The 22,320-nt window shown below is 61.3% G+C and carries 13 protein-coding genes; 9 read left to right on the top strand and 4 right to left on the bottom strand.

Annotated features, from left to right (window positions below; translation table 11 throughout):
* Positions 1–12 precede the first annotated feature (12 nt).
* The 3 genes from BM062_RS25590 to BM062_RS25060 form a co-directional block, all read right to left on the bottom strand.
* The gene (locus tag BM062_RS25590; RefSeq protein WP_175501006.1) at positions 13–7,302 is read right to left on the bottom strand and encodes an ESPR-type extended signal peptide-containing protein; all 7,290 of its coding nucleotides are present in this window, start codon (positions 7,300–7,302) and stop codon (positions 13–15) included.
* A 786-nt stretch (positions 7,303–8,088) separates the two neighbouring features.
* The gene (locus BM062_RS14115) at positions 8,089–10,548 is read right to left on the bottom strand and encodes an AAA family ATPase (protein ID WP_092397871.1); all 2,460 of its coding nucleotides are present in this window, start codon (positions 10,546–10,548) and stop codon (positions 8,089–8,091) included.
* A 262-nt stretch (positions 10,549–10,810) separates the two neighbouring features.
* Entirely contained in the window at positions 10,811–11,104 is a 294-nt protein-coding gene (locus BM062_RS25060) for a hypothetical protein (protein WP_139220054.1), read from the bottom strand.
* A gap of 124 nt (positions 11,105–11,228) precedes the next feature.
* On the opposite strand from BM062_RS25060, the gene BM062_RS14110 reads away from it, so the two are divergent.
* Complete coding sequence (locus BM062_RS14110) at positions 11,229–13,046, top strand: AI-2E family transporter (protein WP_254785074.1); 1,818 nt, start codon at positions 11,229–11,231, stop codon at positions 13,044–13,046.
* Between the two features lie 55 nt (positions 13,047–13,101).
* On the opposite strand, the gene BM062_RS14105 is transcribed toward BM062_RS14110, so the two are convergent.
* Positions 13,102–13,638: a DUF2058 domain-containing protein gene (locus BM062_RS14105; RefSeq protein ID WP_092397867.1), complete on the bottom strand. Its 537-nt coding sequence runs from the start codon at positions 13,636–13,638 to the stop codon at positions 13,102–13,104.
* Between the two features lie 232 nt (positions 13,639–13,870).
* Between BM062_RS14105 and BM062_RS14100 the strand changes: the two genes are divergently transcribed.
* The 8 genes from BM062_RS14100 (at position 13,871) to BM062_RS14065 (ending at position 22,317) form a co-directional block, all read left to right on the top strand.
* Positions 13,871–14,275, top strand: coding sequence for a hypothetical protein (locus tag BM062_RS14100; protein WP_092397865.1), 405 nt, complete (start codon positions 13,871–13,873; stop codon positions 14,273–14,275).
* Between the two features lie 75 nt (positions 14,276–14,350).
* Positions 14,351–15,700, top strand: a complete 1,350-nt coding sequence (locus BM062_RS14095; protein WP_175501005.1) for a TolC family protein — start codon at positions 14,351–14,353, stop codon at positions 15,698–15,700.
* Positions 15,697–17,247 carry an efflux RND transporter periplasmic adaptor subunit gene (locus BM062_RS14090; RefSeq protein WP_092397863.1) on the top strand — a complete coding sequence of 517 codons (1,551 nt, stop codon included), beginning with the start codon at positions 15,697–15,699 and terminating at the stop codon, positions 17,245–17,247. The genes BM062_RS14095 and BM062_RS14090 overlap by 4 nt, the downstream gene beginning before the upstream one ends.
* Entirely contained in the window at positions 17,244–20,378 is a 3,135-nt protein-coding gene (locus BM062_RS14085; RefSeq protein ID WP_092397861.1) for an efflux RND transporter permease subunit, read from the top strand. Before BM062_RS14090 ends, BM062_RS14085 begins: the two co-directional genes overlap by 4 nt.
* Positions 20,379–20,573: 195 nt before the next feature.
* Positions 20,574–20,933, top strand: coding sequence for a copper-binding protein (locus tag BM062_RS14080; RefSeq protein ID WP_092398000.1), 360 nt, complete (start codon positions 20,574–20,576; stop codon positions 20,931–20,933).
* Between the two features lie 158 nt (positions 20,934–21,091).
* Entirely contained in the window at positions 21,092–21,442 is a 351-nt protein-coding gene (locus BM062_RS14075; protein ID WP_092397859.1) for an ArsR/SmtB family transcription factor, read from the top strand.
* Entirely contained in the window at positions 21,439–21,846 is a 408-nt protein-coding gene (locus BM062_RS14070) for an SRPBCC family protein (protein ID WP_092397857.1), read from the top strand. Before BM062_RS14075 ends, BM062_RS14070 begins: the two co-directional genes overlap by 4 nt.
* Before the next feature lie 51 nt (positions 21,847–21,897).
* Entirely contained in the window at positions 21,898–22,317 is a 420-nt protein-coding gene (locus BM062_RS14065; protein ID WP_092397855.1) for a DUF1801 domain-containing protein, read from the top strand.
* The last annotated feature ends 3 nt before the right edge of the window (positions 22,318–22,320 follow it).

The following is a 22,320-nucleotide window of genomic DNA, read 5'->3' as shown; positions in this document are numbered from 1 at the left end:
GTGCCCTGGCGTTCAATTGAGAACCCCAGACACGGCAAGCCGGGCAGCTACGCCACCAGTGGTCGTACCGGAGACGCCGCCGCTAAGGCTCCAGCGGCCGTTATCCGCAGTACGGCGCAACGACACGCCAATCGCATTCTGGTTCTGGTAGTACCCATATCCTGCCGAGTAGGTGATCTTGCCCGCCACATACGGAGCACTCTCCATCGACATGGCCGCCGCGACACCTGCATAAGCCTTCTTGGCAACGTCGTTGATATTGTTCTGCAGCTGCATGGCCAGCCCGCTAGCGTATTGGTTGGCTTGCTGCAGGCCGGTGTTGAGCTGGGAAACGTTGACCGCGTCGGTGGCGGCGGTGCCGGCTTCGACGTTATGTATCGCTACCGGTCCGCTGCCGCCGTTGCCCATCGTGACGCTGCTGTAGTTGGTTGAACCGTCGGTGTTGGTGTCGTAATGCACGCCCCCCGCCTGCACGGCCTGCAATTGACGCACGTTGACAGCGTCCGTCGCCTGCGTTCCGCCTGCGACATTGGTGATCTGGCGTTCGTTGCCGGCGCTGCCGACCGAGACCGCGCCTTGCGTCGACGACACCACCGTGTTGGAGAACGACTCCTTGGCGCCGCCCAGGCCAGCGCGATCAGCCGTCGAACCGGCGCCGATTGCCACGCCGTTGTTCGCCGTTGCGCTCGCACCCGCACCCATGGCGACTGCATTCGCGCCGGAGGCGGTGGTGTTTTTGCCCGAGGCAATGGCATCGGCTCCGGTCGCTCCGTCATTGTTGACATTGCCGCCGCCACTGGAATTGACGCTGTAATACTTGGTCTGGGTAGACGCCACCACGTTAGACAGGTTGTTGATGGCGCTGTTGGTCGCGTACAGCTGGCTGCCGTTGATGGCGTCAGTACTGGTCGCGCTCAGCTGTCCCGCCGCGACGTTCTGGATCTGCCGCTCGTTTCCTGCCGAACCGACACTCACCGTCCCCACCGGTGCGCCGCCGGCAAAGGAATAGCTGGTTCCGCGGATGGTGGTGCCGGCCGTTGCCACGGCTGCGGTGGTGGCCGAAGCACTGCCGATCGCCACGCTGTTGCCGGTGCCGGCTACCGCGCCCTGGCCCAGCGCGGTGCTGTTGGCGGCGGTTGCCTGGGCGCCTTGGCCGAGTGCGGTGGTGTTAGCCTGGCTGGCCACCGATCCTTGGCCGGCGGCGGTCGAATTTTGGCCGGTTGCCACGGCATTGGTGCCCATGCCCAGCGAATTGCTGCCGGCCGCGCCGATAGAACCGGTAAACGCCTTGCCTTCGCTGGAAGCAATCGGGAACTGGTTGGCGTTGACAACGGTGGTCAGGTTATTGATTGCAGTGCCCAGGCCGTTTGCTACCGAATAGAGCTGGGAGCCGTTGATGGCGTCGGTTGAGCTTGCCGTGACCTGCCCCGCCGCGACGTTGGTGATCTGGCGTTCCGCTCCTACCGCCCCCACCGATACGGTGGAAGTCGGCGTGGTCCCGGCAAAGCCGCCATAGGTGGTGCCGTTGACCGTGGCGCTGGAAGTGGGATTCGCAGCCGCTGCCGCACTGCCGTTACCCAGCACCACGGAACCGTCCAGCCCCGCGGGTACTGTCACGTTGCTGCCGAACACGAAGGTATTGTTGGAAGCGATGTTATTGTTATTGCCCACGGAAAAGCTGCCGGTCCCGGTAATAATGGTCGGATCGCCGATCGCCACGCTGCTGGCGCCGCTGACTACATTGCCGGTGCCTATGCTGATGCTGTTGGCGCCGGATGCCTGCGCGCCCTGGCCGATAGCAATCGATGATCCACCCGAGGCTGCGGCGGAATTACCGATGGCGACATCGCTCGCCGCCGAAGCCGAGGACCCGACGCCGGCCGCCAGGGCATCCACTCCGGTGGCGCCGTTGTTATCGTAGTTTCCGCCTTGGGTGCCGCCGTCGTTGACGCTGTAGTAGTGGCTTTTGTTCGCAGCAATCGCCAGGTTGGTTGCGTTCAGCTGGCTGCCGTTCACCGCATCTGTGCTGTTCGCGTTCAACTGTCCGGCCGCCACATTGGTAATGGTGCGTTCCGCACCCGTCGCGCCCACGCTCACGGTTGAGCCCGGTGTCGTGCCGGCGAAGTTGTAGGTGGTGCCGGCGATGATGGCGCTGGCCGTGCCTACTGCCGCGTCCGTCTTCGATCCCGCACCTAGCGCCACGCTGCCTGCAAAGGCTGCCTGCGTCCCAGCACCCAATGCCATCGCCTGGATGCCGTTGGACGTGGCGTTGGTGCCAAGCGCCACGCCATCGGCAAGATTCACCGTGGCGTTCTGGCCGATCGCCGTGCCGCCCGGCGCTGTCTGCTGCACGATCGCGCCATTGCCCATGCCGATGCCGTTGTCGCCGTTTACCGTGGTCTTGGGACCGATGGCGACGGACTCCGCACCAATCGCCGCCGAGTCGGTGGCGGTGGAATTAGCGTGGAAATACTTGATCGGCGTGACCGAGAACGAACTCATCGCCCCCTTCAACTGACGCAATGTCACCGCGTCCTGATCCGTCGTGCCGTCCGCCATATTGGTGATCTGGCGGAAGTCGGTGGCGTTGCCCACAGATACCGCACCGCGCAGAATGCGATCGGTGGTGTTGTACGGAATGACATTGGTACCGACGAGGATCGAACCCGAGGACGGCGCAATCGCGCGATCGGACACTGCGCCAGAACCTAGCGCCACGCCGCCCAGTATCGAGACGTTCGTGTTCAGACCAAGCGACGTGCTGTTGTCCGCCGACGCTACAGCACCCACGCCCGCCGCCAGCGCGTTGATGCCGGTAGCTCCGTTGTTGGTGTAGTTGCCGCCGTGTGTGCCGTTGTCGTTCACACTGTAGTAGTGCGTCGCGTTGGCGGTGACCGTGCTGCTGAGGTTGTCCACTGCCTGGTTGGTGGCGAACAACTGCGAGCCGTTGATCGCATCCGTGCTGCTGCCACTGATGCGGCCCGCCGCCACATTGGTGATGGTGCGCTCGGCACCCGCCGCGCCCACGCTCACCGTGCTGGTCGGTGTGGTACCGACAAAGTTGTAGGTGGTGCCGGCGATAGTCGTACTGGGCGTGCCCACTGCCACTGCCGTCGTGCTGCCCGCGCCCAACGCCACATCGCCCGCGTTCGCGCCGGCGGTAGCGCCGTTGCCGATCGACACGGCATTGGTGGTGCCCGCGGTGGACACCGGACCGATCGCTACACTGTCGGTGCCGTTCGCCGCCGAATCGGCCAAGGTGGAGTTAGCGTGGAAATACTTGATGCCGCCGCCATTGTTGATATTGGTGATCGCGGTGGTGTTGGCCGTCACTTGCTGGTTGGTCGCGAACAGCTGCGAGCCGTTCACCGCATCCGTGCTTGCGCCGCTCAGTTGACCAGCCGCCACATTGGTGATCTGACGTTCGTTGCCAGCGCTGCCTACCGATACCACGCCCGCCGGCGCGCCACCGGCGAAGGTATAAGCCGTGCCGCCGATTGTCGCACCAGTGGTCGGCACTGCTGCCGTCGTCACCGTGCTGCCCTGGCCCAGCGCCACGTTGCTGCCGGTGGTGCCGGCTGCAATGCTGGCGCCCTGGCCCAATACCGTCGCATTGGCGTTGCCGTTATCGGTGGCTTGGTTGCCCAGCACCGTCGAGGCAGCGCCTGTCGCCGTCGCTCCGAAACCGCCGGCGCTGGCGTTAGCGCCGCTCGATACCGGTTGCACCGCTGTCACGCTGTTGTCTGACACGAATGGACCGGTCTTGCCGCTGGTAAGAGCGTATAGCTGCGAGCCGTTGACGGCATCGGTGCTGGTGGCATTCAATGCCGCCGGCGCCAGGTTGGTGATGGTTACCGGAGCACCGGCGCCGGCGCCGCCGGTCGCACCCAGGGTAATCTTGGTGCCGCCCACTGCATCGTACTTGACCGCGATATTGGCCGTGTTGTCGACATTGGTATTGAGCGCCGTCAACGCCCCCGCGACCGTGGTCTGCGCCGTCGGCCCGGTCACTGCACCGGTAGCGCTAACAGCGCTGATCGGCTGGCTGAAGCCGGCGATGTTGCCGGTCGCCGGATCATAGACAGCGCCGCCGCCCAGGGTGCTCGCCGTGGTCGTGCCCAAGTTATTGACGCCGGTGACGACCGAATTCAGCTGGGAACCGTTAATCGCATCGGTGCTGGTTGCTGAAATCACGCCTGCCGCCACGTTCTGGATCTGACGCTCAGTACCTACGGCACCCACAGAAACAACGCCGTTGGTCGAAGCTGCCGCTTCTACACCGGCGGCGGTACCGCCAAATTGCGCTGTGGTGCCTGTGTGCGGCGCCGCGGTAGTCGAATGCGAACCCAAGGCGACATCGTTGGTGTTGTTGGCTACAGCGGTATCGCCCAGCGCCACTGTACCTGCCGCCGCCGCATTGCTGGCATTGCCCAACGCTACCGAACCCTGGCCGGTTGCCGTATTGGAGTTGCCGAGCGCCACAGCGCCTTGACCGTTGGAGGTATTGTTGGCGCCCATCGCTATCGCACCGGTGCCGATGGCCGAATTCGGGTCGCCAATCGCCACTGCACCGTCGCCGCTGGCGGTATTGCCAACGCCAATCGATACCGCCTTGCCGCCGGTTGCCGTAGCCGTTTGCCCAATGGCGATCGCCCCCGCTGAATTGGCAGTCGCTCCTGTACCCTGGGCGATAGAGTTGCCGCCCGTCGCCTTGGCGGCGTTGCCCAAGGCAATGTCGTTCGCCGTCGCTGGCGTACCGCTCACGCCAGCTACCGCGTTCAAGCCTTGCGCTATCGAACTGTTGCCGTAGGCGTTCGCGACCGGCCCGACGGCAATGCTGTCGGTGCCAACTGCGTTACTGTCGACCAACGTCGAATTGGCATGGAAATACTTGATGCCGCCACCGTTGTTGATGTTGGTGATCGCCGTGCTGTTCGCCGTCACCTGCTGGTCGGTCGCAAACAGCTGGCTGCCGTTCACCGCATCCGTACTGGTGCCGCTCAACTGACCGGCCGCCACGTTGGTGATCTGACGGTCGTTGCCTGCGCTGCCTACCGATACCACGCCTGCCGGCGCTCCGCCGGCAAAGGTATAGGCTGTGCCGCCGATGGTCGCACCGGTGGTCGGCACCGCTGCAGTCGCCACCGTGCTGCCCTGGCCTAGCGCGACATTGCTGCCGGTGGTGCCGGCAGCAATACTGGCGCCCTGGCCCAATACCGTCGCATTGGCGTTGCCGTTATCGGTGGCCTGGTTGCCCAGCACCGTCGATGCCGCCCCCGTCGCCGTCGCTCCGAAGCCGCCGGCGCTGGCGTTGGCGCCGCTCGATACCGGCTGCACCGCTGTCACGCTGTTGTCCGAGACGAACGGGCCAGCCTTGCCGTTGGTGATGTTCGCTACATTCTGGTTGGTGCCGAACAGTTGCGAACCGTTCACCGCATCCGTGCTGGTCGCGTTCAACGCCGCCGGCGCCAGGTTGGTGATGGTTACCGGCGCACCGGCGCCGGCGCCGCCGGTCGCACCCAGGGTAATCTTGGTGCCGCCCACTGCATCGTACTTGACCGCGATATTGGCCGTGTTGTCGACATTGGTGTTCAATGCCGTCAACGCCCCTGCGACCGTGGTCTGTGCCGTCGGCCCGGTGATTGCACCGGTAGCGCTAACACTATTGATCGGCTGGCTGAAGCCGGCAATATTGCCGGTTGCCGGATTATAGGCAGCCCCGCCGCCCAGGGTGCTGGCTGTGGTCGCCCCCAAGTTATTGATGCCGGTGACGACCGTATTCAACTGCGAACCGTTAATCGCATCGGTGCTGGTTGCTGAAATCACGCCTGCCGCGACGTTCTGGATTTGACGCTCGGTACCCGCAGCACCGACCGACACCACGCCACTGGCGGCATTGGCAATGCCTGCTGCCGCACCGCCAAACCGGGCGGTGACGCCCGTGTGCGGCGCCGCAGTAGTCGAACCCGCACCGAGCGCCACATCATTGGCGTTGTTAGCTTTTGAATTGGCGCCGACTGCCACGCCGTTGCCCAGCACCGCATTCGCCGTATCTCCGAGTGCAATGCCGCCGGCAACCGCGGCGGTCGATGCGTTGCCCAAGGCGACAGAACCCTGTCCAATCGCGCTGTTGCTGTTGCCGATCGCGACGGCGCCATTGGCCGCAACAGTCCCGGCCGCATTGCCTGCCGCGATGTTGTTCGCTCCCATCGTGACGGCGCCCGTACCAAAAGACACATTCGGATCGCCGATTGCCACTGCGCCATTGCCATTGGCGACCTGCCCTTCACCCAACGCTACCGCGCCGGTGCCGCCGGTTACCTGCGAATTATGGCCGCCGGCGATGGAGCCTGTGCCGGCTGCTGCGGCGACGGTACTGCTGCCAAAGGCGATGGTAGAAGCCGCTTGCGCCTTCGATGCACGACCGATCGCTATGGCGTCGGCAGCCGACGCATTGGCTCCCAAACCCATGCCGATGGAATAGATGCCCGATGCGCTTACGTCCGTACCGATGCCGACGGCCGACTCGGCCGACGCACCAGTCCCGGCAGTGCGGGCGCCCAGGTAGACTGCGTTGAGGGCCGACGCATAGGCTTGCCAGCCGACGGCCGTCCCGTGGGTTCCTCCACTCACAAGCGAGCCCGAGCCGAGAGCAACGGCATTGTTGGAGTTGACGACCTTGGTCACATAACCCATGGCGATGCTGTTGACCGAGTTCGCATCCACCGAGCTGCTGTTGGCAAAAGCAACGCTATTGGTGCTGGCACTGACCGAAAGAGATCCCATGGCAAGGGCATTGGCACCGGAAGCCGTGACATCGGTGCCAATGCCAATCGCGCCACCCGCGGTCGCACCGGTGCCGGCAGCGCTACGCGCCCCCAGATAAATGGCATTGATAGAGTTGGTATAGGCTTGGAAACCCATGGCTATGCCGTTCTGGCCGGTGGAAAGAGAGTTGTAGCCCACGGCCAGCGCGCCCAGCACGTTGGCGTGCGCAAGCGATCCCAGCGCGGTGGCTCCAGTACCGCTGGCCGCGGACTGAAAACCCATGCACGACGCGGTGCTGTTATAGACGTTGTAAGGCGCCACGGAGCAATCCACCGCTTGCGCCTGTGCCAGCGAAGCCCATCCGAGCCAGCCGGACGCCACCAGCGCGGCGAACACTGCCGGGCTCCGGCTGCGCAACAATGCGCGACGGCCGCCTTGTCCCGGTGCGCCGCCACGAGGGCAAGCGGCAATCTCCGAAGCGACCACGAACTGGTTCCGCGCGGGACTCCAGACCTTGCTGTGAATCTTGTTCATAACATCTCCTTGGTTTAGGGAATATGGGAAATAGCAACGGGCTCGACATGCTGGCGCGCAAAAGCTCTGGGCGCGGAGATCGGTATATTGAGCACATTTTTTACAAAAACTTGTCTTGCATCGGCTTGCTTATCGTGGTGAAGCACCGATGTTTTTTTTTCGACAGCCGTCCCCTTCCTCTGCTGAAAACCAGCAGGGGCTCACGGAAAAACTGAACAATCTGTCTGAAAATGGGGCCGGCTAGCTATCGCTGCGACGATGAGATAAGCGGCTTAGAACCACGCGAGGGCGATTCAACCAGCGCCTGGTGGGGAGAAAAATCTGTCGTCAGAGCAGCGATTAAACGCAAAAGAATGCGTTTTTTTGAAACAGTGATTAAAGAAATACATTGATCGTTCCCTCCTAGTTATCCCGATTTCGATACGTCAATCGGGTTGCAAGAATTTCACTGACGATGATGTTTTAACGCTGCCGCCGGACGAAACCGAAATGTTTTAGTTGTTGCGAATTGTTACCTTCAGTGTCTCCACCCATCATCCATAAAACGTCCATAACCCGAGAAAAATACGGAAATTCAGATGGCGTTTTAATATTTTTAACAATGCTTAACAATTTGTGTCGCAATTGCAGCCAGGAAACAACATTTGAACGAGGGTCATGCAGGATGAGCTTGATGGAAACTCTATTTTTCATCGATAACAGCGTGGCCGTTTTTTGCAGCTGCTATCGGTTTTTCACCAGGAGGGATTAATTGAGACGTATATGACGCGTACATGACGCAAGCCGTCATCGATAGCCAGCCGCGGCTTGCAACGCATTTGGCTGAGCGATCTTTGCAAGTATCTGTTGCCGTTCTTCAAACGTTAACATGCTATACGCTACCTCTCGTACAAGCCTGTAGCGAAACTGGAAATGGCCCGATTCCGGCTTCTTCTCAACCAAGCCTGAAGCGACCAGCGTCTGGATCAATTGCTGGCATTTGCGGATACTGACCGATTCGATGTCGGCCAAGACATTCAGCCCGAACTGGAAACCGATGCACGCAGCATGGCACAGCACCTGGCGCATCTCCCCAAGCATGTCTATCCTCTCCATCAAGAGGTTGCGCAACGACTTGGGACATGTGAAGTGAAATTCAGGATTGGCGTTCTGCAGCAGCTTTTCAAGGAATAGCGGAATGCCGTCGGCCATTTTAAGCAGGTGCGACTGCCATGTCGGCGAGGCTTCGAGAAACTGGGGAAACTGCAGCGCCATGCTGGTCGCCTCGGCCATGCCAAGCGGCTGTATCTCCATCAGGATGCCGGGTCTCAGGACTGGCCCAGGTATTTTGGGATGCTTCCTGCACGTAACCACCAGGAATATGCCCAGCGACCTTTCCCTCTCCCTGAGCCAGGCGATGAAGTCGAGCGAAACTTTATCCGCCCATTGGATATCTTCAAACACCAGTACGGCAAGAGACCCTTCGTGATTTTTTTTCAGGCTGCCGACGAGCGAAGAAAACAGCTTTTCCCGTTCAAAGACCGGGTATCCGTGAATATTGTTTTCATGCGCATTCAGGAGATTGGATAGCAGGCTTGATCCATTGTCATCCACGGAGACGGCCCCCGGAAGCACATTGGCCGATGCCTGCCCGATACTCTCGCCGGACCCGGTGTTTCCCAAGGCTCCCCCAAGCGAGCGGACCAATGCAAGGATGGGATGTAACGGCGACAGCAGGTTTTCGATATGAAAACAAGCGCAATGCACATTTGCGAACTGTATTCTTTTTGCAGCAAGGAATTCCCATATCAAACGAGACTTGCCAACTCCCGCTTCGCCGCTCAGCTGCACACATATCCCGCCGTCGACGGTAGCCTTTGTCCACGCCAGGTCCAGCGCCTTGAGTTCGTCCACGCGTCCCACGAAAGTACAGTGATGCGATGACGCGACATCGCGCATTTCGTTGCAAGGCTCGCGCAGCGCATGCACCTCGACTACCTTATGCGGAGCGCCATCAAGGGATTTCAAGTCAAACAGCGACGCAATTCCATGCCGGGTCTCCTCTGATGCAATCAGCACCCCCACCGGCGCCGACTCCGCCAGGTTGCGCGCAATCGTGGTGCATTCCCCCAGTATGTCAGGCAAGGTATATCCCGGGCCTGTCATCATGATGTCGGCATGGACCGCGCTTCGGATCCCGACATGATGGAACTCTTCCGCGATGCATCGGCGGATGGACAGCCCGGCGGCCAGGGACCATTCGGTTATGAATTCGTTTGAAACCGGATAACCGAAATAGGCAATGACGACAGAATTCGATTGCTGCCGGAAGGTGCCGCAATATTTCGACAGCAATTCACGCAGCCGCACGATGGCTGCAGTGCTCATGCGCAGCCATGCCTCCCGATCGCAGTGGACAAGGGGGAACAGCTCAACATAGAGGGTGGACACCAATCGGTACTCTCGCCTGACGCCGGGTACGGAAAATTTTCCCGAAACAGGATTTGATCTTGCTGCCTGCATTGCTGCCGGCGGTTGAGATGCCGGTTTGTCGAAGAGCGCGCTGATCTCCTTGGGAGGAGAAGTCCCCAAGTGCTGCTGGGTCATGCTGCAATAGGCATCGTATATATGTCGCGCCGCAACCTGGTTGCCCATCTCAAGGTGCATGTGCATGAGGCGGGAGTGCGCCAATTCATTCAAGAAATCTGCCGAGATGAGCTGTCGGCAGCGCCGTTCCATGACATCGAATTCGCCTGCATTTGAATGCAAAACGACGGCGTGCTCAAGCAGCGAAACATTTTTTTGTTCGCACCGGGACCGCCTGAGCTGCAACCAGTTGGCAAGCCTTTCGCCGGCAGGAAAAATCCCGTCCAGCAACGGTCCCCTGTAAAGCGCAAGTTGCTGATCGGTTAATTTTATGCAGTCGATCCTTTCCCAATTCTCGAATTCGTCCGCATCGATCCAAAAGCGCTCTGTTGAAAGACGGACAATGCTGCGATCCGCATAGAGCAGCGATTTGTCCAGTCCGGCCCGCGCAAACGCTTGTTGCAGATTGAACAGCGCCCGGCGCAGATTAGCCTTGGCATCATGCTCGCCCAATTCCGGCCACAACAAATCGGCAAGTGATTCGCGCGTATGGGCTCGGGGTTCCAGTGCAAGATATGCCAGCAGCAAGGCAAGCTTGGTGTAGGCCAGTTTTATTTTCTGGCTGGTTTCAGCGCTGTAGAATTCGAGCGTACCTAGCAAATTCAAACGAGCGCTAAACATGTAAATATTCTCCGCGCAGGTGTTGCCGCGCCTGTGGAACGATTGCAGTTATTGAATACAAGTGCCTGACAGCAGCGTCTTTTAATAGCATTTTTCATGCCAAGAAATCCATCGCGCGTGAAAACCATGACATCTGGCCTGCCCGGATTCCGAGGAAATTCGGCTCGGCATAAAAAGTCGAAGAGCCGAAAAACCGCTTGCCGAGCCGCATTGCGGGCAGAGGCACCATGCCGGCGCGACGGCAGGTTCGCGCTTTCCGGTGTCAAGGATTGGAAATTTTTGCAAAAGGAATGTGCAAGACCGGGCGGATTGCCTCAGACATTTCATTGCCGGAAAGTGCCGTTTTTTGGAAATTTCCGGCGAAATTTGTCTGAGGCTTTAACTGCACGGAACAGCGGCGATTTTGCAGGCAGAAGATGAAGAGAGAAACCGGCATGATCGCCAGACACCATGCCGAAATCCGAAATGCCCCGCTTTGCCGCATAATCGGCACGCGGAGCCGGCCCGCGCCCAAGACACGATCTTGCCTGCCGCATTGCGTGAGGATAAGCAGCATCGGTCAGGAACGGCGCGCAATCCGCTCATGTAAAGTTTAACCACCTCAGAGGCGTCCATTGTCGAAACTGCAAAACCTACAGAGGCAGCCTGACCGTATTACAGGCATCCTGGGAACGGCAATCGTGCTCGCGTTGCTGTACTTCGGGCGCGATGTCCTCATCCCGATCACGCTCGCCATCATCCTGAGCCTGCTCATCACGCCGTTTATCCATCGCCTGCGGCAGATCGGCATAGGACCGACCATTTCGGTCTGCGTTGCGGTCGTGATGCTGGCGCTTGCACTGGGGGCGGTCGGACTGGTGATTGGATCGCAGGTCGTGCGGATCGGGGCAAGCCTGCCGCAATACGCCGACACGATACGCAGCAAGGTAGCCGTGCTCGATCAGCTGACCCTCGGCAAACTGGGGGAACTGAACGGAGAGGCAGGGCGCTGGATCGAGCATCTGTCCGACCGGCAGCGAGGCGCCGGTCCTGACGCGGCGGCGCCGGGCAGCAGCAAGTCGCCGATTGCCGTCGAAATCCATGAGCCGCCACAACAGCCGCTGCAATTGCTGACGCGGATCGCCTCTTCCGTATGGCCGCCGCTGGAGACGGCGGGCATTGTCTTCGTCGTGCTGATTTTTGTGCTGCTGGAACACGAGGCATTGCGCGACCGCTTTATCCGCCTGGCCGGCGGCAACGATTTGCGCGCCACGACGGTCGCGGTCAACGACGCCGGCGAGCGTCTGTCGCGCTTTTTTGTGTCGCAGTTCGCCGTCAACATCGGCGTGGGCGTGCTGATCTGGCTGGGACTGAGCATCCTTGGCCTGTCCCAGGCGCTGCTGTGGGGCGCCATGGCGGCCATCCTGCGTTTCATTCCCTATGTCGGTGTATGGATTGCCGCATTCTGCGCCACTTTGCTGGCGGCGGCCATTTCGCCGGGCTGGTCGCTGGCCGTCATGACGCTCATCCTGTTTCTTGTCATCGAGGTGGTGTTCGCCCAGGTGGTGGAACCGAAACTGTACGGCCACACGACCGGGCTGTCGCCGCTGTCGGTCGTGATCGCTGCCATTTTCTGGAGCTGGATCTGGGGGCCTGTCGGGCTGGTGCTGTCGACGCCGCTGACCTTGTGCCTGGTGGTCGCCGGCCGCTATTTCAGGACGCTGAACATGTTCGAGATCTTGCTGGGAGAGATACCGGCGCTCACGCTGCCGCAGAATTTCTACCAGCGCGCACTGTCGGGCGATACCCAGGAAATCATCGCCAGCGCGCGCCGGATACTGAAAAGAAAATCGTTCGCCGCCTATTGCGACTCCGTGCTGGTGCCTGCATTGCACCTGGCGCGGGCCGACCTGGATGCGGATGCCATCAGCAAAGGCGAGCAGCTGAAGGTGGCCAGCGCTATCGCCGCCGTCATCGAAGCGCTAGGCGAAAATCCGAAATGGTGGCGGCAATATACCCGCGTCTCCATGCTGGACGACATCAACATCGGCCATCAGCTGCGGCGCCGGCGCGAGGCGGTGATCGGCAGCACGCAAGGCTCCTTCGATGTACCGGCCGGCACCGTCGTCCTGGGCATCGGCGCCGGTTCGCTTGGCGATGAGCTGGCGGCCGAAATCCTGGTCCGGATCCTGCGCAAACAAGGCGTGGACGGCCGCCACCTGACACTTGACGAGTTGCTGAGAGAGGCTCCTCCTCCCGGCGCCAATCCGGAAATCGTTTCGGCATTTTGCCTGGTCAGCCTCGAACCCACCAAGGAACAGGCACAGATCGAATCCGCCCTGGCGCACCTGACGACCCGTCTGCCGCACGTCAAGCAGCTGGTGCTGCTGATTGCCAACCCATTCGAACCGCCTCAGCTGCAAGACAATGAAATCGAGGGCGCGCACCACGTCACGCATTCGTTTGAAGAAGCCGTCCAGGACTGCCTGGGGACACTGCATGCCGGCGATAAGGATTAGATGTCATTAGCGGTCGCCTGGCTGGCTCGCGCTGTTTTTTGTGCAAGCGCCAGGCTTACCACATCAAGTCGTCGGGGATCTGGAAGGCTGCATACGGATCGTCGGCGTCGATTTCCGTGCTGGCCTTGTTCACCCGCACGACGAGCGAAGCATCGCGCTCCGCGATCTTGTCGGCGATTATCCTCGGCACCAGTTCCCTGGCGTCGCCCTGGCAGATGATCACCAGGCGCCCTGCCACCAGGTGCGCCTGGACCGCGGCCGACACATACAGCCGTTCGATCTTGTTGTTGTAGGTGAAATTGTAGGCGATGTCGCCGGCGCCCTTGCTTTGGCGATTTTTCTGCACCATCTGGACGATTTGCGCAGCGATCGCCTTTTCGGCGGCGGCGGCGTCGCGCTGGGCATTCAGTTCGCGGGCCCGCTCGGCATTCTTGCGTTGCGCTTCGAGTGCGGCCAGGCGTGTTTCATCGACGCTGGCCGTGCCGGTCCGGCGCTCGGCCTTCTTCTGCTTGTTCTTGTCCTGGTTGACCAGTTTGACTTTATTCTTGTCGACCAGGCCGGCTTTCAAAAATTGCTCCTGCAAAGAGGCCATATGTGCTGCTCCGTAAATGAGACTGCCGGCCCGGGCAGTGGCGCCGGCCGGCGGAAAGACGCTAGCATAGCAAATTTGTGAACGCTTCCAAATATCCCTTGACTTTCCCACAGGGGGAACGCTGAGAATGCACCATCGAGATTGATTTACCGGCCAGGCGCTGGAACATTGCCATTGCTTGACAACAAATATCGCCGCTGCTTACTATAAATAAAGCAAAAACCCGAGGACAATGAAACTCTCCCGCCCATCCCGCCTGATCGCCGCGTTCATCGTGCTGGCCAGCATGCTGTTCATGCAGCTTGCCGTAGCGGGATACGCATGCCCGAGTTTCAGCATCGGACAGGCCGGCGAGCAGGTATCGATGCCGATGGATGGCGACCAGGCGATGGCCGGATGCGCCGGCGCCGACAAGGTCCAGCCCAGCCTCTGCCACGCCAATGACCAGGCCGGCAACCAGTCGCTGGACAAGCCGTCCATGCCGCATGTGCAGCCTTTCATGGCTGCCGCATTGACGCTGGTATTCCGGCATATCGAGGTTGCCGGCCATGCCGCCGATGCCCGGCCCAACTCCCTTCTCCTGGCGCGGACCACCGCGCCGCCGCTCTCCATACGCAACTGCTGTTTCCGCATTTAATCCCCCAGATCGCCTAGTCCGCCATCGCCGTGCCGCGTGCACGCCCGATGCTGTCTCTTGCTATCTGGAGGTTTCATGTCATCCCCTGCATTTTCTGCATTTGCCGCCCGCCATCCGGTGCGCAATGCGGTTCTTCGGTTTTCCGTAAGAACCGTTTTTGCCGCGCTGGCCGGGTCGCTTGTACTTGTCGCCAACGTCTACGCGGCCGAGCCGCCATTGACGCTGGCCGAAGCCCAGCGCCGCGCCGTAGAGCGCTCGCGCCAACTCGCCGCACAGGATTTCTCGGTTGCCGCGTCGCGCGACATGGCGGTTGCCGCCGGCCAGCTGCCCGATCCGGTATTGAAGGTCGGTATCGATAACCTGCCGGTCACCGGCCGCGACCGCGGCAGCCTCAGCAACGATTTCATGACCATGCGCCGGGTCGGCGTCATGCAGGAAATCACAAGCGCAGACAAGCGCCGCCTGCGCTCCCAGCGCTTCGAGCTGGAAGCGCAAAAGACCCTGGCCGAAAAGACCATGGCAACCGCCGCGATTGAACGCGATACCGCGCTGGCCTGGCTCGACCGCTATTACGCGGACGCGATGGCGGCGGTCGTGGCCGAACAGGGTGAACAAGCCAGGCTCGAAATGCAATCGGCCGAAGGCGCCTATCGTGCCGGCCGCGGCAGCCAAGCGGATGTTTTTGCCGCTCAAAGCGCGCTGGCGGCATTTGACGACCGCGCCAGCGACATCCGGCGCCGCGTGCGCAACGCCAATACCATGCTGGCGCGCTGGATCGGCAATGCAGCCGATCTCGCTCTGGCCGAAAAACCTGCGACCGACACCATCCGGCTGGACCCGGCGACGCTCGATAGCGCGATCGCCCATCATCCGCAAATTGCCGTGCTGAGCAAGCAGGTCGCGGTGGCCGAGACGGACGCAAAACTGGCGAAGGCCAATGAAAAAGCCGATTGGACCGTGGAAATGGCGTTCCAGCAGCGCAGTGCGGCGTTCTCCAACATGGTGTCGGTCGGCCTGTCGATCCCGCTGCAGTGGGACCGGAAGAATCGCCAGGATCGTGAGCTTTCCTCCAAGCTGGCGATGGTGGAGCAAGTCAAGGCCGAGCGCGAGGACATGCTGCGCGCCCATGTTGCGGAAACCCGCAGCATGCTCGATGAATGGCAAAACGGCCGCGAGCGTTATGCCCGCTACCAGGACGAACTGATCCCGCTGGCCAATCAGCGCACGCTGGCCGCGATCACGGCTTATCGCGGCGGCAAGGCGACCCTGGCCGACGTGCTGGCGGCACGCCGCAACGTGATCGACGTCCGCATCCAGGCCCTGCAGCTGGCGACCGAAACCGACCGCCTGTGGGCACAACTCAATTTCCTGTTTCCGACCGGCGAGCAGATGGCGCATTCGGAGATGGACAAGGACACCAAATGAAAAACAAGAAACCATTACTCGCTGCCGTTATTGCCGTTCTCCTTGCGGGAACCGGTTATGGCCTGTATTGGGCCGGCATGAACCAGGGTAAAAAAATGGCGGCGCCGATGTCGAACGAGACGCCGTCTCCGGTAATCGGCGCAGCAAAAGCCGACGGCTCCGGCAAGAAAGTGCTGTATTGGCACGATCCGATGGCGCCGGGCCAGAAGTTCGACAAGCCTGGCAAATCGCCGTTCATGGATATGCAGCTGGTCCCGGTATATGCCGACGATGGCGGCGATGCCGGCGACGACGGCAAAGTAAATATCAGCCCGCGCGTACAGCAGAATCTCGGCATCCGTACCGCCGAAGTCATCAGGGGCAATCTGGCGTCGGCAGTCGTAGCGGTAGGCAGCGTGGCATACAACGAACGCGATGTCGCCCTGGTGCAGGCGCGCAGCAATGGCTTCGTCGAGCGGCTGCATGTACGCGCGCCGCTCGATCCGGTGCGCAAAGGACAGCCGCTGGCCGAACTGTATGTGCCGGAGTGGGTGGCGGCACAGGAAGAGTACCTGTCGGTCCGGCGCATGCAGGGCAGCGGCATGGATAACCTGCTTGGCGGCGCGCGCCAGCGCATGCGCCTGGCCGGCATGACCGACGACCAGGTCCGGCTGGTGGAATCGAGCGGCAAGGTGCAGGCGCGCCTGACCATATTCGCGCCTATCGGCGGCGTGGTCTCGGAACTGGCCGTGCGTGAAGGCATGACCGTGATGGCAGGCGCTCCAATGTTCAAGATCAACGGCCTCGGCACGATCTGGGTCAATGCCGACGTGCCGGAGAGCCTGGCGGCGCAGGTACGGCCCGGAAACATGGTCGAAGCGCGCACGCCGGCGCTGCAAGGAACGGTATTCAAAGGCAGGGTCAGCGCGATCCTGCCGGATGTGGATCCCGCAACCCGCACGCTCAAGGCGCGCATCGAACTGGCCAATCCGGCCGGCCGGCTGGTGCCGGGCATGTTTGCGACGATTGATTTTTCGTCGGTGGCGCGCAAGGATGTCTTGCTGGTGCCGACCGAAGCGGTGATCCAGACCGGCACCCGCAGTGTCGTCATGGTGGCGCAAGGCAACGGCAAGTTCATCCCGGCCGAGGTTGAAACCGGCAGCGAAACCAACGGCCAGACCGAAATCCGCAAAGGACTGGATGCCGGACAAAAGGTGGTCGTCTCCGGCCAGTTCCTGATCGATTCGGAAGCCAGCCTGACGGGCACGGAAACACGCATGGCGGGCATGGCCGCGCCGGCGCCCGACAAGGCCGCCGGGCCGGCGCACCGCGGCGAAGGCAGGGTCGAAAGCATCACCAGGGACGAGATCACCATCTCGCATGGACCAATCCCCAGCCTGCAATGGGGGGCGATGACGATGGGCTTCAAGCTGCCCGCCGCCGGCTTGCCAGGCAACATTGCGGTCGGCGGCAACGTCGTCTTCGAGATTCATCCTGTCAAGGATGGCGCGTTCGAGATCTCCACGATTGCGCCGGCGGCAGGCGCTGCGAAGGGAGCCGCGCAATGATCGCCAAGCTGATCCGCTGGTCCGTCGCCAACCGCTTCCTGGTGCTGCTGGCGACGCTGATGGTGACCTCCTGGGGCATCTGGTCGCTGGCGCGCACGCCGCTGGATGCGATTCCGGATTTATCGGATGTGCAAGTCATCATCCGCACCAGCTATCCCGGCCAGGCGCCGCAGATCGTCGAAAACCAGGTCACTTATCCGCTGACCACCACCATGCTGTCAGTGCCGGGGGCAAAGACAGTGCGCGGTTATTCGTTTTTCGGCGATTCCTTCGTCTACATCCTGTTTGAAGACGGCACCGATCCGTACTGGGCCCGCTCGCGGGTGCTGGAATACCTGAACCAGGTGCAATCGCGGCTGCCGCCGCAAGCGAAAACCGCGCTCGGTCCGGACGCGACCGGCGTCGGCTGGGTCTACGAATATGCGCTGGTCGACCGCAGCGGCAAGATGGATTTGTCGCAGCTGCGCGCCCTGCAGGACTGGTTCCTCAAGTACGAGCTGAAAGCGGTGCCGAATGTATCGGAAGTGGCCAGCATCGGCGGCATGGTGCGGCAGTACCAGATCGTGCTCGATCCGGACAACATGCGCGCCTACAACATTCCGCAAGGCAGGATCATCGACGCCGTGCGGAAAGCCAACCAGGAGACCGGCGGTTCGGTGCTGGAGCTCGGCGAAGCCGAATACATGGTGCGCGCCTCGGGCTACCTGAAATCGCTGGACGATTTCCGCAAGATTCCGCTGATGACGACCGACGCCGGGGTCTCGGTGCGGCTGGGCGACGTCGCCCGCATCCAGGTCGGCCCGGAAATGCGGCGCGGCATCGCCGAATTGAATGGCGAAGGCGAAGTTGCCGGCGGCGTGATCATCATGCGGTCCGGCAAAAACGCGCTGGAGACCATCGATGCGGTGAAGGTCAAGCTGGAGAAACTGAAGGCGAGCCTGCCGCCGGGGGTGGAAATCGTCACCACTTACGACCGTTCAAGCCTGATCAAGCGCGCCGTCGCAAACCTGAAAGAAAAGCTGGTCGAGGAATTCATCGTTGTCGCCGTGGTCTGCGCGCTCTTCCTGTTCCACCTGCGCTCGGCGCTGGTTGCCATCATCACGCTGCCGATCGGCATCCTGGTTGCCTTCATCGTCATGTACTACCAGGGAGTCAATGCCAATATCATGTCGCTGGGCGGGATTGCCATCGCTGTTGGCGCCATGGTCGACGCCGCCGTGGTGATGATCGAGAACGCCCACAAGCATATCGAAGCCTGGAACCACGCCCATCCTGGCGAAAAACTCGCAGGGGATGACCATTGGCGCGTCATCGGCAACGCCGCAGCCGAAGTAGGTCCGGCCTTGTTCTTCTCGCTGCTGATCATCGTGCTCTCGTTCATTCCAGTGTTCACGCTGGAGGCCCAGGAGGGACGCCTGTTTGCTCCCCTCGCCTTCACCAAGACCTATGCCATGGCGGCCGCCGCCGGCCTGGCGGTGACGCTGATCCCGGTCTTGATGGGCTACCTGATCCGGGGGCGGATTCCCGATGAACAGAGAAATCCGCTCAATCGCTTCCTGATCGCGCTGTACCGGCCCTTGCTTGATATCGTGCTGCGCTTCCCCAGGATGACCCTGCTGGCGGCAGCGTTGGTGGCGATGCTGACGGCCTGGCCCATGGCCCGGCTTGGCGGTGAATTCATGCCGCCGCTGGACGAAGGCGACCTGCTGTACATGCCGTCGGCGCTGCCTGGTTTATCGGCGGGCAAGGTGTCGCAATTGCTGCAGCAGACCGATCGCCTGATCAAGACCGTGCCGGAGGTGGAAAGCGTGTTCGGCAAGGCCGGCCGCGCCGAGAGCGCCACCGATCCGGCGCCGCTGGAAATGTTTGAAACCATGATCCAGTTCAAGCCGCGCGGCCAATGGCGGCCCGGCATGACGCCGGACAAGCTGGTGCAAGAGCTGGATCGCATCGTCAAGGTGCCCGGGCTGTCGAACATCTGGGTGCCGCCGATACGCAACCGGATCGACATGCTGGCCACCGGCATCAAAAGCCCGGTCGGCGTCAAGGTGGCCGGCGTCAGCTTGCAGGAAATCGACCGCATTACCGGCGACATAGAACGTGCCGTCAAGCAGGTTCCCGGCGTCTCGTCGGCCTTGGCCGAGCGCTTGAATGGCGGCCGCTATATCGATGTGCGTATCGACCGCGATGCGGCGGCCCGCTACGGCTTGAATATCTCAGACGTGCAAAGCGTGGTGTCGGCCGCCATCGGCGGCGACAACATTGGCGAAACTGTCGAGGGATTGCAGCGCTTCCCGATCAATGTGCGTTACCCGCGCGAAGTACGCGACTCGGTCGAGAAGCTGCGCCAGTTGCCGGTGCTGACCGAGCGCGGCGCCCAGATCCGGCTGGGCGATGTCGCCGCGATCCGCATCAACGACGGCCCGCCGATGCTGAAGAGCGAAAACGCGCGCCTGTCGGGCTGGGTCTATGTCGATATCCGCGATCGCGACCTGAGCTCGGCCGTGCACGACATGCAGCAAGCCGTGGCGAAGGAAGTCAAATTGCCGGCGGGTTATTCGATTGCCTGGTCAGGGCAGTTCGAGTATCTGGAACGCGCCACCGCCAAGCTCAAGATCGTGGTGCCGGCCACCTTGCTGATCATCTTCGTCCTGCTTTACCTGACCTTCAAGCGTTTCGACGAGGCGGCATTGATCATGGGCACGCTGCCGTTTGCGCTGGCCGGAGGCATCTGGCTGCTGTGGCTGCTCGATTACCACCTGTCGGTCGCCGGCGGCGTCGGTTTCATTGCGCTAGCGGGCGTATCGGCGGAGTTCGGCGTGATCATGCTGCTCTATCTCAAGCATGCCTGGGAAGAACGGCTGGCTGCCGGCAAGCACAGCGAAGCCGACCTGCTCGACGCGATCCGCGAAGGCGCGGTGCTGCGGGTGCGTCCGAAGGCGATGACGGTGGCGGTGATTATCGCCGGCCTGGTGCCGATCATGCTTGGCGCCGGCACCGGATCGGAAGTCATGCAGCGCATTGCGGCGCCGATGGTCGGCGGCATGATCACGGCGCCGCTGCTGTCGATGTTTGTGGTGCCGGCGGTGTACCTGCTGCTGCGCCGACGCCAGGTGCGCGCGGCCGGCTAGGTGCGGCCGGCTAGGTGCGGCCGGCTAGGCGCGGCCGGCGAGGACATAGATCGCAATCGCCATTGAAGCACAAGGAAGTCGCAGCAAACGCGTGTGCAAGCAGGCGCGGCGCCCATCCCTCCAATGTCTGGCAAACGGATGGGCGCAATCTGTTTCAAATTCAAATCATTCTCTCAACTTGAAAAGGAAACAAGCATGAAATCGATCGCAACCCTGTCCCTGGTCCTGGCGCTGTCCGCATCCGGAGCGGTCTTCGCGCAGGCTGGCAACATGAAAAACATGGACATGAAGGACATGCCGATGGACAGCATGAATTCCGGCGCCATGGCGAAGACTGCCACTCACAAGGCCACCGGCGTGGTGAAGGCCGTCGACACCGCCAAAGGCACTGTGACGCTGGCCCACGGACCCGTCAAAAGTTTGAACTGGCCGGCCATGACAATGACCTTCGTTGTGAAGGACAAGACGTTCTTCGACCGGCTCGCCGTCGACAAGAAGGTGTCCATCGACTTCGCCAAGCAGGACGCAGGCTATGTCGTGACCGCTGTGAAATAACGATTGCCTGGACGGGCGCTTCCTGCATGCGCGTGTTGTCTTTCCAGGCACAAGCGCATGGAGGCGTCGAATCAAGTTCATCCAAGATAGCCCTTGACATCCATAACCGTTTGGTTATGATTAGTTCATGCGAGCTGCCAGTGTTCGCGGAAACAGAAATGCAATTCAATAGAAGAGGAATCGCAGTGCACGCCGAACCGACAGCCGTCCTGAAAACCTTGTCCGATCCAACCCGGCGTGCAATTTTCGAGCGCCTGAGCATGGGAGGTGAAATGACGGTGCATGCCTTGACCGATCCGTCGGGGGTATCGCAACCCGCCATTTCGAAGCACCTCGGGGCGCTCAAGCTGGCCGGCCTGGTGCGCGGCCGGCGTGATGGACGCGAGACGTATTACAGCGTCGAACCGAAAGCGCTGGCGCCGCTGATCGACTGGATCAGTTTTTATTCGACCTTTTGGAATAACCGATTTGACCGTTTGGAAACCCTATTGAAAAGGATGGACCAATGACGCAAGCTGACGATACCAAAACCCTGGTTGTAGAGCGTGAATTGCCGCACCCTGCCGAGAAGATCTGGCGCGCTTTGACGCAAGCCCCCTTGATCGAGGAATGGCTGATGAAAAACGACTTCAAGCCTGTTGTCGGCCACCGTTTCGACCTGCGCGCCGACTGGGGCGTTGTCGATTGCCAGGTGCTGGCGGTCGAGCTGAACCAGACGCTGTCTTACGCATGGGAAGCCCTTGGCCTCAAGAGTGTCGTCACCTGGACTCTCACTCCCAGCGGCGGCGGGACCCGCCTGCGCATGGAGCAGTCGGGCTTCCGGCCGGACCAGGAGCAGGCTTACCAGGGCGCCAAGTACGGCTGGCAGAAATTCTTTACGGCCCTGGAGTCGGTTGTCGCCAAGCTGGACTAGCGCAATACTGTCTTGCACATCCAATATATCTGGAACTTCTAGGGTGAGAACATGAAAAAACCGGACGCGAGCCAAGGCCAGTCGGCATCGGAGCTCATCTCGCAAAGAATCGCCGAACTCGGAGACTGGCGCGGGGACATCCTCGGCCGGATGCGCAAGCTGGTCAAGGAAACAGACCCGGAAGTGGTCGAGGAATGGAAGTGGATGGGCACGCCGGTCTGGTCGCACGGCGGCATCATCTGCACCGGCGAATCCTACAAGGATAAAATCAAGCTTACCTTCGCCAAGGGCGCGTCCCTGGACGATCCGGCCGGTCTCTTCAATTCCAGCCTCGACGGCAACACACGGCGCGCGATCGACATCCTCGAAGGAGAAGAAATCGACGAGCCTGCCTTCAAGACCCTCGTCCGCCAGGCAATCGCCCTCAACAGCGCCGGCAAGTCGAAACCCTCCAAAAAAGCCAAGCCTTAGGGA

It is taken from the genome of Collimonas sp. OK412, assembly GCF_900112135.1.
Lineage (GTDB): Bacteria > Pseudomonadota > Gammaproteobacteria > Burkholderiales > Burkholderiaceae_D > Collimonas > Collimonas rhizosphaerae.
Note: the sequence above shows the minus strand (reverse complement) of the source record. Positions and strands in the feature narration are given on the sequence as shown.